This is a genomic window from Campylobacter concisus, assembly GCF_902460705.1.
Taxonomy (GTDB): Bacteria; Campylobacterota; Campylobacteria; order Campylobacterales; family Campylobacteraceae; genus Campylobacter_A; species Campylobacter_A concisus_Z.
Genome location: NZ_CABPUP010000005.1, coordinates 123,972 through 138,812 on the forward strand (window position 1 = coordinate 123,972; position 14,841 = coordinate 138,812).

At 35.1% G+C, this 14,841-nt stretch carries 14 protein-coding genes and 1 tRNA gene; 9 read left to right on the plus strand and 6 right to left on the minus strand.

Annotated elements, in window-relative coordinates; translation table 11 throughout:
- Window positions 1-2: 2 nt before the first annotated feature.
- The 3 genes from F3G75_RS08200 to F3G75_RS08210 all read left to right on the plus strand — a co-directional run bounded on the left by F3G75_RS08200 (window position 3) and on the right by F3G75_RS08210 (window position 3,790).
- The gene (locus F3G75_RS08200; protein WP_149717198.1) at window positions 3-1,916 is read left to right on the plus strand and encodes an EAL domain-containing protein; all 1,914 of its coding nucleotides are present in this window, start codon (window positions 3-5) and stop codon (window positions 1,914-1,916) included.
- Between the two features lie 8 nt (window positions 1,917-1,924).
- Window positions 1,925-3,013: a succinyl-diaminopimelate desuccinylase gene (gene dapE, locus F3G75_RS08205; protein WP_149717199.1), complete on the plus strand. Its 1,089-nt coding sequence runs from the start codon at window positions 1,925-1,927 to the stop codon at window positions 3,011-3,013.
- Window positions 3,014-3,391: 378 nt separating this feature from the next.
- The gene (locus tag F3G75_RS08210; RefSeq protein WP_149717200.1) at window positions 3,392-3,790 is read left to right on the plus strand and encodes a ribosomal maturation YjgA family protein; all 399 of its coding nucleotides are present in this window, start codon (window positions 3,392-3,394) and stop codon (window positions 3,788-3,790) included.
- Between the two features lie 75 nt (window positions 3,791-3,865).
- Here the strand turns inward: F3G75_RS08210 and polA are convergent, their stop codons facing one another.
- Complete coding sequence (gene polA / locus F3G75_RS08215; protein ID WP_149717201.1) at window positions 3,866-6,502, minus strand: DNA polymerase I; 2,637 nt, start codon at window positions 6,500-6,502, stop codon at window positions 3,866-3,868.
- Window positions 6,503-6,622: 120 nt separating this feature from the next.
- Here polA and F3G75_RS08220 point away from each other — a divergent pair, with 120 nt between their 5' ends.
- From F3G75_RS08220 to F3G75_RS08245, 6 genes are all read left to right on the plus strand, one after another.
- Window positions 6,623-7,666: a glycosyltransferase family 4 protein gene (locus tag F3G75_RS08220; protein WP_149717202.1), complete on the plus strand. Its 1,044-nt coding sequence runs from the start codon at window positions 6,623-6,625 to the stop codon at window positions 7,664-7,666.
- Complete coding sequence (gene waaF / locus F3G75_RS08225) at window positions 7,663-8,607, plus strand: lipopolysaccharide heptosyltransferase II (RefSeq protein WP_149717203.1); 945 nt, start codon at window positions 7,663-7,665, stop codon at window positions 8,605-8,607. Before F3G75_RS08220 ends, waaF begins: the two co-directional genes overlap by 4 nt.
- A gap of 134 nt (window positions 8,608-8,741) precedes the next feature.
- The gene (gene exbB, locus F3G75_RS08230) at window positions 8,742-9,170 is read left to right on the plus strand and encodes a TonB-system energizer ExbB (RefSeq protein WP_149717204.1); all 429 of its coding nucleotides are present in this window, start codon (window positions 8,742-8,744) and stop codon (window positions 9,168-9,170) included.
- Window positions 9,157-9,540: a TonB system transport protein ExbD gene (exbD, locus tag F3G75_RS08235; protein WP_072593836.1), complete on the plus strand. Its 384-nt coding sequence runs from the start codon at window positions 9,157-9,159 to the stop codon at window positions 9,538-9,540. The genes exbB and exbD overlap by 14 nt, the downstream gene beginning before the upstream one ends.
- A 37-nt stretch (window positions 9,541-9,577) precedes the next feature.
- Window positions 9,578-10,291: an energy transducer TonB gene (locus F3G75_RS08240; protein WP_188115411.1), complete on the plus strand. Its 714-nt coding sequence runs from the start codon at window positions 9,578-9,580 to the stop codon at window positions 10,289-10,291.
- A 163-nt stretch (window positions 10,292-10,454) separates the two neighbouring features.
- Window positions 10,455-10,530 (plus strand) — tRNA-Phe (locus tag F3G75_RS08245).
- Between the two features lie 538 nt (window positions 10,531-11,068).
- Here the strand turns inward: F3G75_RS08245 and F3G75_RS08250 are convergent.
- From F3G75_RS08250 to F3G75_RS08270, 5 genes are all read right to left on the minus strand, one after another.
- On the minus strand, window positions 11,069-12,502 hold the full coding sequence (locus F3G75_RS08250; RefSeq protein WP_149717206.1) for a relaxase family protein: 1,434 nt from the start codon (window positions 12,500-12,502) through the stop codon (window positions 11,069-11,071).
- A 1-nt stretch (window position 12,503) separates the two neighbouring features.
- The gene (locus F3G75_RS09340; protein WP_188115408.1) at window positions 12,504-12,812 is read right to left on the minus strand and encodes a plasmid mobilization protein; all 309 of its coding nucleotides are present in this window, start codon (window positions 12,810-12,812) and stop codon (window positions 12,504-12,506) included.
- A gap of 4 nt (window positions 12,813-12,816) precedes the next feature.
- On the minus strand, window positions 12,817-13,014 hold the full coding sequence (locus F3G75_RS08260; protein ID WP_084041712.1) for a helix-turn-helix domain-containing protein: 198 nt from the start codon (window positions 13,012-13,014) through the stop codon (window positions 12,817-12,819).
- A gap of 95 nt (window positions 13,015-13,109) precedes the next feature.
- Window positions 13,110-13,544: a hypothetical protein gene (locus F3G75_RS08265; protein ID WP_149717207.1), complete on the minus strand. Its 435-nt coding sequence runs from the start codon at window positions 13,542-13,544 to the stop codon at window positions 13,110-13,112.
- A gap of 292 nt (window positions 13,545-13,836) precedes the next feature.
- The gene (locus tag F3G75_RS08270) at window positions 13,837-14,724 is read right to left on the minus strand and encodes a tyrosine-type recombinase/integrase (protein WP_149717208.1); all 888 of its coding nucleotides are present in this window, start codon (window positions 14,722-14,724) and stop codon (window positions 13,837-13,839) included.
- Between the last annotated feature and the right edge of the window lie 117 nt (window positions 14,725-14,841).

The window sequence follows — 14,841 nt, forward strand, 5'->3', positions numbered from 1 at the left end:
TTTTGAGTAACAAGGACGAGCAAACGGGTAAAAATCTAAATATCACTAAAACGATTATAGGTTTGGTGTTTGTTTTGGGAAGTATTTTTTTAGTCGAAAACCTGGCAGTTTTTTATTTTAAATTTAATAATGCTTCTGCTGAAAATGGTTTTAATCTTCGAAAGAAAGTTGATTATTTGACATATCAATATGTTGATTATTTCAAAAATGTCAGCAAATATGATGTCGCAAATTTTCAATCTTACATTAACGATAGCGCTATGGGTGATGTCCTTTTATTAAAGGATGATAATAAAAATGGATACAAGGTCGTAGCGTCTTCAGATAAAAGAATAATAAATCAAGAATTTAACGATAAAAGCTGTGGAAATATCTTTGCTCATAATTTCCAAAAAGATTATTTTTGGTCAAAAATTTTGCCAGAAAACGCCGCTCAAGTTTGTATGTTTGTGCCAGTTGGAGAGTATATATTAGGCTTTAAAGGAAAGGTTGATCAGCGTATTACTGGCACGCATGATGAGTACTTTTTTAAGTGGCTTTTAAACAATATGGCTTTAACATTCATCTTAAGCTTCGTTGGTGCAATAGTTGCTTTATCTACTTGTATATGGTATGCGGTCAAATACATAAAAGAAAAAAATAACTATAACGCATTAAAAACAGATGCTAAAAAACAGATAGAAGAGCTTGGAGAAAAGCTTTATATCGATCCAATGACCGGACTTTTAAATAAAACAGCATTGGTGCGTGATATTAATAGCTATGAAAATCCTAAAGTAGTGCTTATAGATATTGACGATTTTGGCAAGATGAATGACTTTTACGGTAAATTTGCATGTGATCAGATTTTGGTCAAAATGGCTGATTTGATCAGTGAATTTGCCAAAAATGAGAATATGAAAGCTTACTGCATAGAAGCAGATAGGTTTGCTCTGGTAGAAGATAGCGATAGCTTTATCGATAGATATGAAGATATGGTTGAAGATTTGATAGAAATTTTTAAAGGTCGTATGCTAAATATAGTCGATGAAGATGGTAGGGAGATAGAAGGTATCGAGATACATAGTACAATAGGCTTTGCCCTTGATAGTGATCAAACACTAAGAAAAGCAACAATAGCATTAAAAACAGCAAAAGAGCAAGATAAAGACTATGTTTGCTATTTTAAAGGGCTAAATCAAAAAGAGGAATACGCAACTCAAATAGAACGCTCTAAACTGATACAATACGCCACTATAAATAACAATATTGTTCCTTATTTTCAGCCGATAGTTAATGACCAAAAGGTACCTGTAAAATACGAATGCTTGATAAGACTTTTAGATAGAGGCGATGTTATATCACCAAATGTCTTTTTGGATATCTCAAAGCGTATTAAGCGTTATGCTGATCTTGAGAAACAACTCATTGTAAAGTGTTTTAAACAACTTGTAGAGGATAAGAATTTAGTACTTTCTATAAATTTAAGCAGTAGAGATATGATCGATGGTGATGTTAGCTCACTTGTTTTAAATTTATTAAACAAGCATAATGTTGCTGGTAGAGTAGTATTTGAGATCGTTGAAGATGAAGAGCTTAAAAATTTAGAGAGAGTTTCAAATTTTATCGAGCGTGTAAAAAGTATGGGCGCAAAGATCGCTATTGATGATTTTGGCTCAGGATATTCAAATTTTTCTTACATTATAAAGATCAAGCCTGACTATGTGAAGATCGACGGCTCTATTATAAAAGATATAGACATAAATAAAGATTCACACTCCATCGCAAGTGCGATCGTGGCATTTGCAAAAGACCTTGGTATAAAAACTATTGCTGAATATGTGCATTCAAAAGAGATATTTGAAATCTGTAAAGAGATCGGCGTAGATGAGTTCCAGGGCTTTTATTTTGGTGCACCAGAGCGTGCTGGCTCATAAGGTACTTAGTGGTAATTAGCTTTTTAAAAGAGCTTTTAAGCTTTCGCTCTATCACACCTAATAATGCTGGAAGCTTAGAATTTATCGCTAGATTTTTGCCTGATTTTGAGGCAAAATTTATAGAAAAAAACGGCACCAAAAATCTCATACTCTCTAAAATTTATGGTGATGGCGAGCATCTAGCTTTTGCTGGACACGTTGATGTCGTGCCTCCAGGTGAGGGCTGGGATAGTGAGCCATTTACTCCACTAGAAAAAGATGGCTACATCTACGCAAGAGGCGCACAGGATATGAAAAGTGGCGTGGCTGCTTTTGTTTGCGCTGCTAAATACGCAAAATTTGATGGGAAGCTAAGCCTCATATTAACAAGCGACGAAGAGGGCGATGGCACATATGGAACGCCTTTGGCACTTGAATATTTACACGAAATAAATGATTTGCCAAAATTTTGCGTAGTGGCTGAGCCAACTTGCGATAAAGAATTTGGCGATAGCATAAAAGTTGGCAGACGTGGCTCAATAAATGGCAAGATCGTGATAAAGGGCGTTCAAGGGCACGTGGCGTATCCTGAAAAGTGCATAAATCCGGTAAATTTAATAGCTCCACTTTTAAGTAAGATAGCTGATCACGATATGGACGCTGGAAGTGAGTTTTTTAGCCCAAGTAAGATCGTGGTAACTGATATTAGAGGCGGCATGCAAGTTTGCAACGTCACGCCGAGCGAGCTTAGCATAATGTTTAATGTGAGAAACTCAAATTTAACCGACGTAAATGACGTTGAGAGCTATCTTAGAGAGGTCTTAAAAGGGCTTGATTACGAGCTTAGTATAAAGCAAAGCTCAAAGAGATTTTTAACAAACAAAGATAGCAAAATCGTAAAAAATTTAATAGCTTCTGTCAAAAAGATTACCGGAGTCACGCCGGTTCTAAATACAAAGGGCGGCACGAGCGATGCAAGGCACTTTGCTGAATTTGGTGTAGATGCGATAGAATTTGGCGTCATAAACGACCTCATACACGCCAAAAACGAGCGAGTTAGCGCCCACGAAGTAAATAAACTTTATGAAATTTTTAAAGATTTGATAGAAAAATTTTAATCCATAAATTTCATTATCCTTAAACCAAAAAGTTATTAAGTGTCTGAAAAATACTTTCAAAAGCTATTTTGATTGATATTTCTTGTCAAAGAATTTTAAAAATAAGAAATTTTTTATTTGGCAATATTGCTATTATCCGTTACAATGCATGAAATAGCTGGGTTTTGGCAATTTCAAGTAAAACCTAATGGAATGCTCTTTTTAATGAGCATAAGGTAGAAGTTATAAATACATTTGTGGGCGAGAAATATATCCAGTATAATCCTGGCTTTAAAGATGGTATGGATATCATTTCTAATTTGTAAAAAAGTAAAATTTCAAATAAATAAAAAAATGCAAGTAAAACGAAAAATATACAAAACTTTTCAATACGAGAAAATGAGACATGTCTTGCGAGCTAGATTGTTCTTTTTAGTCGTGGCAATCGTGATTTTGACAATCGAAATTTTTATCGCAGTTTTTGTCAAAGGTGGCTTTGTGCGTCATTATTTGGGTGATGTACTAGTTACGGTGATGCTTTACGCATTTGAACGAGCTATATTTAAAACTGCACCAAAAATTTTAGCATTTGAAATATTTATTTTCTCGCTATTTATAGAAATTTTACAATACTTTAAAGTACTTGAAATTTTAGATATTCATAATTTAATAATACGCATAGTCTTTGGCGGGACATTTGATGTTAGCGACATCGTATGTTATGCGTTGGGCTGCTTGCTGGCTTATTTGATTGATGTCATTTGCTTTCTGCAAAAGTATAAAAGTCCAAAGATATAGTGATAAATTACAACTTTATTTTTAAGTATAAAGCAGGAACTAATCATCTTAAAAGCTCCAGCAAAATTTATCTATCTATTTTAGCTCACCCCAGTTTTTGGCGATATTTAGCGATGTTTTAAGTGGTACATTTAGCGTGTAAATTTCCTCCATCGTCTTTTGTGTCGCTTCGCCAAATTCCTGTGCAAATTCGTCTTTTACTTCAAAGATTAGCTCGTCATGTATCTGCAACAGCATTTTTGCGTTTTCATCTAAATTTGCTCTAACTTTTACCATCGCCATCTTGACTAGATCTGCCGCAGAGCCTTGAAAGACCGTATTTACCGCCTCGCGCTCAAACATAGCTATTTGCATAGGTGTAGCACTTTTAAAGTCAAAGTAGCGCCTTCTGCCAAGTAGCGTCTGCACAAAGCCGTCGTTTTTGGCTGAAATTTTTATCCCTTCTAAAAACTCTTTGATCGTCTCAAAAGCCTTAAAATAGCGCTCTATATACTCTTTTGCCTCGGCTCTTGTGATATTTACTTGATTTGCCAGCTTGCTTGAGCCCATGCCGTAAATGAGGCCAAAATTTATACTTTTTGCCACGGCTCTATTTTGCCCATCGCTACTACCAAATATGCTAATAGCCGTCCTTGCGTGGATATCCTCGTCGTTTTTAAACGCTTCAAGCAGCGCAGGATCTTGACTAAAGTGAGCTAGCAGTCTAAGCTCGATCTGGCTGTAGTCAAGCCCCACAAAGCTATACCCCTCGCGCGCCTCAAAGCACTCTCTAACATCCTTTGCGAGGCTACCGCGAGCAGGGATGTTTTGTAAATTTGGATTTTTACTTGATAGCCTGCCAGTACTTGTGCCAGTTTGTAAAAAGCTCGTGTAAATTCGCGAGCCCTCATCCTTTTTCGCAAGCGCTAAAAGCGGCTCGCAGTAGGTGCTTTGTAGTTTATATAGCTCCCTGTAGGCTAAAATTTTCTCAATCACTGGGTGGGCGTCTATGAGCTCAGCGAGCACGCTTTCATCGGTGCTATATCCTGTTTTAGTTTTCTTTTTGGTTGGAAGCTTCAAGTGCTCAAAAAGTATGACACCAAGCTGTTTTACTGAGTTTATGTTGAAATTTTCGCCGCTTAGCTCATAAATTTCACTTGTTAGTGCCTTTAGTTTTGTGTCGTTTTCAAGGATGAGCTTTTGCATTTTGGCTTCATTTATCTTGATGCCGTTTTGCTCCATGTCAAAGAGTGTGAGGATAAAAGGAAACTCGTGCGTATCGGCAAGGGCTAGTAAATTTTTATCAAGCGTGTTTTGAAAAGTTTTATAAAATTTAAGCGTTATCCAAGCGTCCTCACTCGCGTATTTGGCGGCATTTTCTAGCGGCACATCGCCAAAAGTTTGCCCCTTTTTGACCATATCTTCAAATTTTATCGTGTCGTAGTCATAAAGTCTCTTTGCCAGTGCGTCCATGCCGACACTCGAGTTTGGATCGCTAAGCCATGCAAGTATCATCGTGTCTTTAAAATTTGCTGGGGGATTAAGGCCAAGGTTGTTTTTCACGATCTCAAAGTCATATTTTAAATTTTGTCCGATTACGCAACCTTTGTAAATTTGACCTATCGCCCAAGTTGCAAATTTTAGGCTGATTTGTTGTGGTACACCAAGGTAGTTGTGAGCTATCGGCACGTAGTAGGCGTCCTCGTCGTTAAAGCAAAAGCTAAAGCCAACGATCTTTGCACTTTTGCTATCAACGCCGGTCGTTTCCGTGTCAAATGCGACGATAGTTTCAGGCGTGATGTCAGTAAGTAGCTTTTCAATATTTGCTTCATCAAGTAGTAAATTTGCTCTAAAGCCAAGCTTAAATTCAGCATTTTCCTCTTTTTGCAAGCTCTTAAGAAGCCTATTTAGATCGTACTCTTTTAAAATTTCTGAGATATTTATCAAAGGATTTTGCTCTGGAAATTTAGAGTGCTCAAGATCAAACGAGCTAACTGCGTCATCAAATAAAGTGGCTAGCTTTTTGCTCAAAAATGCTTCGTCTTTTGCGGCGGCAAGCATATTTTTAGTGCGCTCATTTCTAATAAGGGCTAAATTTTCATAAATTCCCTCTAAGCTTCCGTACTCAGCCAAAAGCTTCTTAGCTCCCACTGCGCCGATGCCTTTTACACCTGGGATGTTATCCGAGCTATCGCCTGCGATGGCTAAAAAGTCCCTCACCTGTGCTGGATAAACTCCGTACTTTTCAAAGCAGCTTGCACTATCATGATCAATCTTGCTTTGTGGGCTGTAGATGCTCACTTTGCCGTCCTCTATGAGCTGGTAAAGGTCTTTATCGTGGGTGACTATTCGCACAAATATATCTTTATCCTTGCAAAATTTAACCGCGCTTGCGATGATGTCATCGGCCTCGTAGCCCTCGCGGCTAAGGCTGTAAAGTCCCATTTTTTCTATCATATCTATGCAAACTGGAAGCTGTTCTTTTAGTTGAGCTGGCGGCTCGTTTCTGTTTGCTTTGTAATCACCTAAAATTTCGTGACGTAAGGTCTTGCCTTTGCTATCAAGAGCAAAGATGAGATAGTCGCTTTGGTATTCATCCTTGAGGCTTGCTATAAAATTTGCAAAGCCACTAATCATACCGCTTGGCTTGCCCTCACGGTTTTTAAGTCCGCTCATAGCGTAGTAGAGCCTAAAAAAGAAACCAAAAGTGTCAATAATCGTAAGTGTTTTCATTTTTATCCTTTGTGTAATTTTATGAAATTTAGGCAAAAAATAGGCTGATTTATAAAAATTTTTGATATTATGGCGGACATTACAAATAAAAAATCACAAAAACAAAAAAGCTTTGAGGTCATGAAAAAAATAGTTTTTTTACGTATCAATCCAAATGCAGTAGGTGGTGCCGAACGCTATTTAAGAAGGCTTACCAAAGCCCTAAAAGACGTAGGTATAGACACATCTATACGCTCATATTTAGGAGAGGCTAGGATCTCGTCATGGAAAAAGGCTTTGAGATTTAATGCACAGGTAAAACGCCAGAAACAAAGCGATGAGGTATATTTTAGCTTGGAGCGAGTGAGCTGCGCAGATATTTATAGAGCAGGGGACGGCGTGCATAAAATTTATCGTGCCACAAAGCCATTTTGGTGGGTTAATCCTCTAAATTTTGTCTATCCATATCTAGAAAAACGTTGCTTTAAAAATTCTAAAAAGATAATCGCAAATTCAAACTACATAAAAGAGCAAATTATTTCAGCTTACGGTATCGATGAGTCAAAGATCGTTACTATCTACAACGGTATAAATTTGCCACAAAAGGTAGAAAAAGGAGAAGCAAAACTTAGCGTATGCGAAGAATTTGGACTTGATTACAATTTACCAATTGTGCTTTTTGTCGGAAACGGCTTTAAAAGAAAAGGAGCAAAGGACTTTTTGCTTCTTGTCTCAAAGCTAAAAACGCCAGTAAATGCACTAATAGTAGGCAAAGATAAAAATTTAAATTCATATAAGAAGCTAGCAAAAAAGCTAAAGATAAATGCATTTTTCACAGGTGAGCAAAAAATGACTGCAAAATTTTATGAGGCAAGCGATATTTTTATATTTCCAACGCACTACGAACCATTTTCAAATGTCGTCCTAGAGGCACTTAGTTTTAAAAATATTGTATTTACAACCGCTCAAAACGGAGCAGCTGAAATTTTAGAAAATCGTTTTGTCATGCGTGAACCAAGCGACGAGAGCATACTGGAGCTAGTAGAGCAGGTGCTTAATGACAATGAGATGATGAGAGAGCTGCAAGAGAAGTCATTTTTGCTTTCGCAAAAATTTAGTATAGAAGAAAATGCAAGCAAAACTCTTAAAATCATAAACGAAGTGCTAAATTTGGAGCAAAAGTGAGAGTGTTTATAGAGCTTCCGACTTGGCTTGGAGATGCTGTGATGGCGAGTGCAGCGATAGAAAATTTAAGTAAAAATGCTACAAATATTGTATTTTTTGGCTCTTATGTGGCCTGTGAGCTTTATAAATCACATCCAAAGTGTGAAAAAGTAGTAATTGATGATAGTAAAAAACAAAGCTCAAGATATCTAAGCCTTATAAAAGCAGCTAGAAAGCTTGGAAAATTTGATATCGCTATTAGTTTTAGAAGCTCGTTTGCTAGTAAATTTTTGCTATTTTTTCTAAAAGCAACGCAAAAATTTTGCTTTAAAAAGAGTGGCGAGAGCTTGCATCAGGTGCAGAAATATCTAAAATTTGTACAGCAAAGCCTAAATTTAAAAGAAATTTCAAACGAACTAAAAATTTATTATGAAGCTAAAAAAAGCGAGCAAAAGCTCCTCGTACTAAATCCAGGTGCTAGCTATGGAAGTGCCAAAAGGTGGTATCCACACTATTTTGCAGAGGTTGCACTTCATTTTAAAGACGAATTTAATGTGAAGATCACTGGCTCAAAAGCAGAGCTTGAAATTTGCAATGAAATCGAGCAAATACTCTTACAAAATGGCATGAAATGTGAAAATTTGGCCGGAAAAACAAGCATAAAAGAGCTTTGCGAGGTAATAGGCTCTATAAAAAATGGCATCTTTTTGACAAATGATAGCGGACCGATGCATATCGCAGCTGCCTATAAAGTGCCACTTGTGGCTCTTTTTGGACCGACTAAATTTAAAGAGACTAGCCCATGGCAAGATGAAAGTGCAAAGATAGTGCATTTAAATTTAGAGTGTATGCCATGCATGAAGCGAGTGTGTCCCATAAAAACACATGCCTGTATGAAGGAGCTTACGCCAAAAATAGTCATCACTGAAATAGAGCTATTAAGAAAGAAATTAAATTTTTGAAATTCTAAAAATATTAAATATATACATACAAAATTAAAAATTTTAGTTTTTATTTAATTACATTTTTACTAAACATTTGACATTGGTTATCAATATAGCTATAATCACGCAAAAATTTTTACTAAGAAGGTATTATGGAGCTAATTAAACATCACATTGATCATGTAATTATTGCGATTTTAGGCATTATGAGTTTTTTTGTACTTTGGTATACGATTGAGCGTATTATTTTTTATTCACGTGTTGATATAAAAGGTTACAAAGGTATCGAAGCGCTTGAAGAGGCACTAACCAAAAATTTAACCACACTTTACATTATCTACTCAAATGCGCCATATGTAGGACTTCTTGGTACAGTTGCTGGAATTATGATCACATTTTATGATATGGGTATGGCAGGCGGAATCGATACTAAAAGCATAATGGTCGGCCTCTCTCTTGCGCTAAAAGCAACTGCTTTTGGACTACTCGTGGCGATACCAACTTTAATGATTTACAATGGTTTTGTCAGAAAAGTAGATGTGATGCTAAATAGATATAAGGCTGAAAATGCGTCTAAATAAAAAAGATGGGTTAAATATTGTCCCATTTATTGATATTATGCTTGTTTTGCTTGCTATCGTGCTTAGCATTTCGACTTTTATTGCTCAAGGCAAGATAGCTATTGATCTTCCAAGTGCAAACAGTGCTGAGCAAAGCAAAGAGGACGATAAAAAGGTAAGCGTAGTAATTGATAAGGATAATAAATTTTTTATAGATGATGTAGAAATTTCTGAGAATGAACTCAAAGATAAGCTAAATGCGGTTGATATAAAGACATTGATCGAACTAAAAAGCGATAAAAATTCGAAATTTGATAGCTTTGTCAAAGTAATTGATATATTAAAAGAGAAGGGCCACGAAAATTTTGCAATCCAAACAATCTCTGAATAAAATTTCAAATTATAGCGGCTTAGCTGTTTCACTTATAGTGCATGGAGCAGCAGTATATTTTTTGCTTTCACATAATTTTCATGAGATAAAAATAGGTGAGCAAAAACCAATAAAAATAGCTCTTAATTCATTTACTCCAGTGCCGCAAGTCTCAGCACCTCAAATAGCGGAGCAAATGCTTATCCCAGAGCCAACTCCACCAGCTCCACCACCACCGCCAGAGCTACCAAAACCTGAACCAAAGCCAGAACCAAAACCTGAACCTAAAAAGGTGGAGAAACCAAAGCGTGAAATAAAAAAAGTAGAGCCTAAAAAAGAGAAAAAAATAGAGCCCAAGCCTGAACCGGTAATTGCTCAGCCAGTGCAGCCTATTGTACCGCCAGCTAGTGTAAATACAAATTTACCAGCCAATAACAAGTCTATCGCTGCAGCTCCAGTTCAAAATGTAACACCTGAGCTAAATTTATCAAATTCGCAAGGCGATGAAGATTTTACGAAGGTTATAATCGCAGTTAAGAGGCATAAAAGTTACCCAAATAATGCTAGACGTATGAAACATCAAGGAGTTGTAGAAGTTAGGTTTTTACTCAAGCAAGACGGCAGCATAGATGAACTTAAAGTTAGTAAAAGCTCTGGTTTTGAGTCGCTTGATAATGGTGCTTTAGAAAACATTCAAAGAGCAAGTTCTGAGTTTCCAAAGCCTAAACAAGATCGTTACCTTCGATTCCCTATTTCGTATACATTAAAATAAATTACAAGCTTACTTAAGCTCGTAATTTATTATCTGCTTTGTAGAATTTCTTTTATATTTCAAGTCAAAATAGAAAAACATAGCTTATTTTATTTAAAAAAAGTGTGTATTTTAAACTTGCTTTAAATATTAAACATGTATAATCTGACTTTCTTTAACGGGTGGTTGGATAGCTCAGTCGGTAGAGCAGCAGACTGAAAATCTGCGTGTCGGCAGTTCGATTCTGCCTCTAACCACCATTTCCTTACTAATCCCTATTTTATCGATATTTCAAAGCTTTAAGGTTTGGCCGGGTGCCATCTTGGGTGCCATTTATTAGTCCGTTTTCTACCAAAAAGAAAAACTAATACACGGCGAAATAGAAGATAAAAATAAAAATTTTAAAAATATTTTTTGTTAAAATCAAACATTTCAAAAAGCTTAACATTTTCAATAATGTTTTTATAGCCTAGTTATAGCAAACGCCAAATTATTACACAGATCCTAACTTTTTATTTTGGTACATAGACAATATGGTAAAAACTAACAACTTTTTTCGCTTGGGCGAGGATACTTTTTGTCTGACATGCAGACAAAAACCTCGTTAGGGGTTGCCCCTAAAACCCCATTTAGGCATTTAAAATTTTAGCGTTAAGATATTATTTTTTATTATTTTATAAAAAAATTTAATACTACTGGAATAAGACGCTAATGTATTATAAAGATTGAATCTTGGAGTAATATTACTTGTATGGTTATTTGTGTGCAAAATGGTCTTGCAAATAAAATATAAGACCATTATAGGAAATCAATTTCGGCAGTTTTCTGAGGAATTTTGTTTTCTGTCTTTTGTGATATTTGATATTGTGACTGAGATTTTTGATTATATTGATTTATGATGTTTCGGCGTCTTGCGACAATTTCATCAATGCCTCGCTCTGTTTTTGCATAAAGGCTCCTAAGTCCTGCAACTCGTATTCGAATGTTTTTAATTCCTGAGATAATGGACTCAACTTGTTTGACAATACATTGCACACTTGTAACAATTGACATAAAAGTTCCATTTTCTCGCTCTCTTGCCTCTCTTTTTCTTCTAATTCTATTAATAATGTTTGCTCTAATAGTGTCATTATCTATCCTTTTATCAAAAATTGTGATTTTATTTTTTAGTTGTCGCCATTTATATATTTTTCTATATAACGATTCATCCCTTTGTTCTCTTTTTCTAAAGACGATATCTCTATTTTTGTTTTTATCAACTATGTTGTTATAACTATTATTATCACCAATAGTATCAATGATATGATTTTGAAAGCCTTTGTTTTGTTTAGGTTCTCTTTCAGCTTGACTTTTAAGCCATCGATCTCTTTTTTGAACTTGTTTAATACAAGCTGCTTTGAGTCTATCAAGCTCTTTTTCTCGCTTTGATACGACTCTTGCATCATTTTCATTTCTTGATAAATCTCTTGTATCTTTAAATTCTGCTGCTCTTGCATCTGCTTTACTTCTGAGTTGCTCCATTGCCTCAATGCTTGTAAATTTTTCATTAAACATATCTCCTTTAAATCTTCTTGCCTTCTTTGAATTTGGAAGCTTTACACTAACATAGTCTTCTCCAACCCTAGTTATTTCTATATTGCTGTCGTTAAATGCTTTTAATATGTCGCTCCTGCAAGTAAATTCTTGATTTATGAACTTATCTATTAATATTCTTTCAAACTCAATATAGTCTTTGATTAGGCTAAGCTCTTTTCTTTGGCCTTGAAGTATATGGCTCTTAGCTGGGTCTTTTGGGTCTGAGAAGTTATATCTTAAATTTGTATAGTTTTGCCAACTGTCTATTAATGGCATATCTGCTTTGTGATAATACGGATTAAATGCTAGACCACTTTTCAAGTCTATTTTTGGAATAACAAAATTTAGTTCCAGCCTTCCTTTGTCTATATGCTCAACCCAAAGAATATTGAATCTTTCTCTGTACATACCAAACAGTATTCTTTCAAATTCGCGTATTAACTCTTTTTTTACATTTTGATCAATATTGTCTTCTTCAAACGACAAACATCCAATACAAGTTTTTTGTCTATTCTCAATATTATTTATAATCTGTCTAGTAACATGCTCATTTCCTTTTATGACATAGGCTGTTTTGTCGGCAACTCTACTGTTTAGTAGATAGTCTATGCCTGATTCACCACCACCGCTATTGGTTTTAAAAAACTTAATAAGCATGCTACTTAGTCTTGCTTAACAATCCATCCAGGTCATTATCAATAGATATTATGTGTTTTAAGACAATTTGATCTATACTTTTGTTTAAATTAACATACCTTGCAATCTGATTTAAATTGTTGCCTATCTTTGATATTTTTACCATCATAGCTCTATCAAATTTATGAATGGGTGGCTTAGAACTAGATACGGCATTTCTTATATAGCTAGAGACAGTAATGCCTGCTATTGCAGCACTTAATTCAATATTGTTCTTTTGATCTTCACTGAAACGTACTGATATCTTACAGGTATGGTTTGGTTGTATCATAACACTATCTCTTTACCTCAATAGCGTGGTACTCAAACCATTCATCTAGCTTGGTTCTATCGTATCTTATGATCTTATTTATTTTAGAAAACGGTATTAAGCCTCTCATGCGATATTTTGCTTGAGTATTTATGCTTATTCCATACTCTTGTACAACATCCTTCGGCGTTAGCCAACGATTTTGTTTTATAGGATTATTCATATGATATCCTTGTTATCTTTTCGGACATCATAGTAAAAATCAAAAATTTAAAAGCACAAAGAATGACCAAATTTTTTCAAATTTTTGCGCTTTTATCAGACTTTGATTAAAATATTTTTCTCAAACTCTAAGTTATTTTCCTCAAAAGTGTAATCTATTGCATTATTTAAAGCTACTATATATGTATTTCGTTTAATTTCTTGAGATATTTTTAAATTTCTAAATTCTGATATTTTCTTAAGTATTCCGTTTATAATTGTTATATATTTCTCATAATTTTTAGAAAAGCAGTCTTGGTATTTTTCATCGTGATTACCAAATGGAAAATTTTGCTTCCTCAGTGTATCAACTGCATCAAAGAAATCTTTAAAATATTGATTCTTGGAATATAGAATACTGTTAAGCTTTGTTACTATATATAAAAACGTGTGCCATGCCAATTCTTTAATAAAAATATCTTGATTTGTAAAATATGGCGATAATTTCAATATTTCGATGTCTCCACCAAACATACCCTTAACTTTTTCCATGTTTTCTACCGTTTGGCACGGATCAATAGTACAGTAAGAATCATCCTCTTCAAAGCATATAAACTGTGCTGAACCAAGGTCGTCTAATTTGTCTTTATCAACTTTTTCTACGACTATAAAATTTTTAAAAATATCTATTATTTGAAGTTGTGCATTGTTAATGACTTCATATACATAAAAAGCACTTATAAAAAATTTTTCGTTAATAAAAAATTCGCATATATGCAGTATTAAGTTTGATGTTAACTGCGAAAAAGCATTCTTAGGATCCTAAGTAAAATTTATAACATTATCAAAATTCATAGTCTTCCTTTATGCTCTCTAATAGCTCAAGAGCCTTACAGCTATTTATATAGGTATCGTAAGTTACGTAATTTTTATATGTAACACCATCTCTTTTATGAGTTAAATGATCTTTAATAATGTCACTATTTGCGCCAAGTTCTTCGAGTGCCGAACCGCTTATATGCCTAGTGCCGTGCAACTTAAAATCATGAAAACCAACGAATTTATCAAGTTTCATCTTTTGTCTATCTGTATTTTTAATAGACTCGCCGGTTTTTGGACTTGCAAATACTAAGCCGCATCTATCGGCCGGTATTTGCATCATAGCTTCTTTTACGAGCAAAGGAAGCGGCTTTTTGTAGTCGTTTCCGTTTTTTGTATCTATTAGGTAGTATACGTTATTTTCTAGATCGACATTTTCCCATTTTAGGCTGGCTACTTCTCCTTTTCGCCTACCATACAAACAAAATAAGAAAAATCCTCTCCAAAACGGATCGTCCTTATAGAGCTCCAAAATAGCCGTTTTTAGCTTATAAAATTTACCGACCGCATCTTTTACTATCGTTTTTCTAGTCGTTTTAGCTATTTTAGTTAGCAGAGCGCAAGGATTTACCACTATCAGCTGATTGCGAAGCGCTATGTCAAACATCTCGCCTAAAATTCGCCTTGTATTATCGTATGCTGTGCGCTTTGATAATACCTGCACTTTTCCTATTGTTTTATTAAATTTCCCATCGTGCATTAGATTATGGATAACATTGTCTATTTGGGCAGCTATGACGTCTACTACGATCTCTTTGCCGATACTGTCTTGCAAATAGGTCTCATAAAAAGCGATGTCGCTAACGACGGACTTTTTGTTGATATCTTTTTTGCCTTTCCACAGCTCGAACAAATCATTTACCTTAGTGGTATCTTTAAACTTCAGCCCCTTTACCTGCTTAGTTACGCCATCTAGCCACTTGACGAGTTCTTTTTTGGCTTCGTTTTTGTATTCTCTCTTGCTCCAACC

Bases quoted from the DNA above. Each gene is read 5' to 3' on its own strand.
- F3G75_RS08210 (WP_149717200.1), top strand. From the start codon at position 3,392: ATGAGACATGTCTTGCGAGCTAGATTGTTCTTTTTAGTCGTGGCAATC.
- polA (WP_149717201.1), bottom strand. From the start codon at position 6,502: ATGAAAACACTTACGATTATTGACACTTTTGGTTTCTTTTTTAGGCTC.
- F3G75_RS08220 (WP_149717202.1), top strand. From the start codon at position 6,623: ATGAAAAAAATAGTTTTTTTACGTATCAATCCAAATGCAGTAGGTGGT.
- exbB (WP_149717204.1), top strand. From the start codon at position 8,742: ATGGAGCTAATTAAACATCACATTGATCATGTAATTATTGCGATTTTA.
- exbD (WP_072593836.1), top strand. From the start codon at position 9,157: ATGCGTCTAAATAAAAAAGATGGGTTAAATATTGTCCCATTTATTGAT.
- F3G75_RS08250 (WP_149717206.1), bottom strand. From the start codon at position 12,502: ATGCTTATTAAGTTTTTTAAAACCAATAGCGGTGGTGGTGAATCAGGC.
- F3G75_RS09340 (WP_188115408.1), bottom strand. From the start codon at position 12,812: ATGATACAACCAAACCATACCTGTAAGATATCAGTACGTTTCAGTGAA.
- F3G75_RS08260 (WP_084041712.1), bottom strand. From the start codon at position 13,014: ATGAATAATCCTATAAAACAAAATCGTTGGCTAACGCCGAAGGATGTT.
- F3G75_RS08265 (WP_149717207.1), bottom strand. From the start codon at position 13,544: ATGGAAAAAGTTAAGGGTATGTTTGGTGGAGACATCGAAATATTGAAA.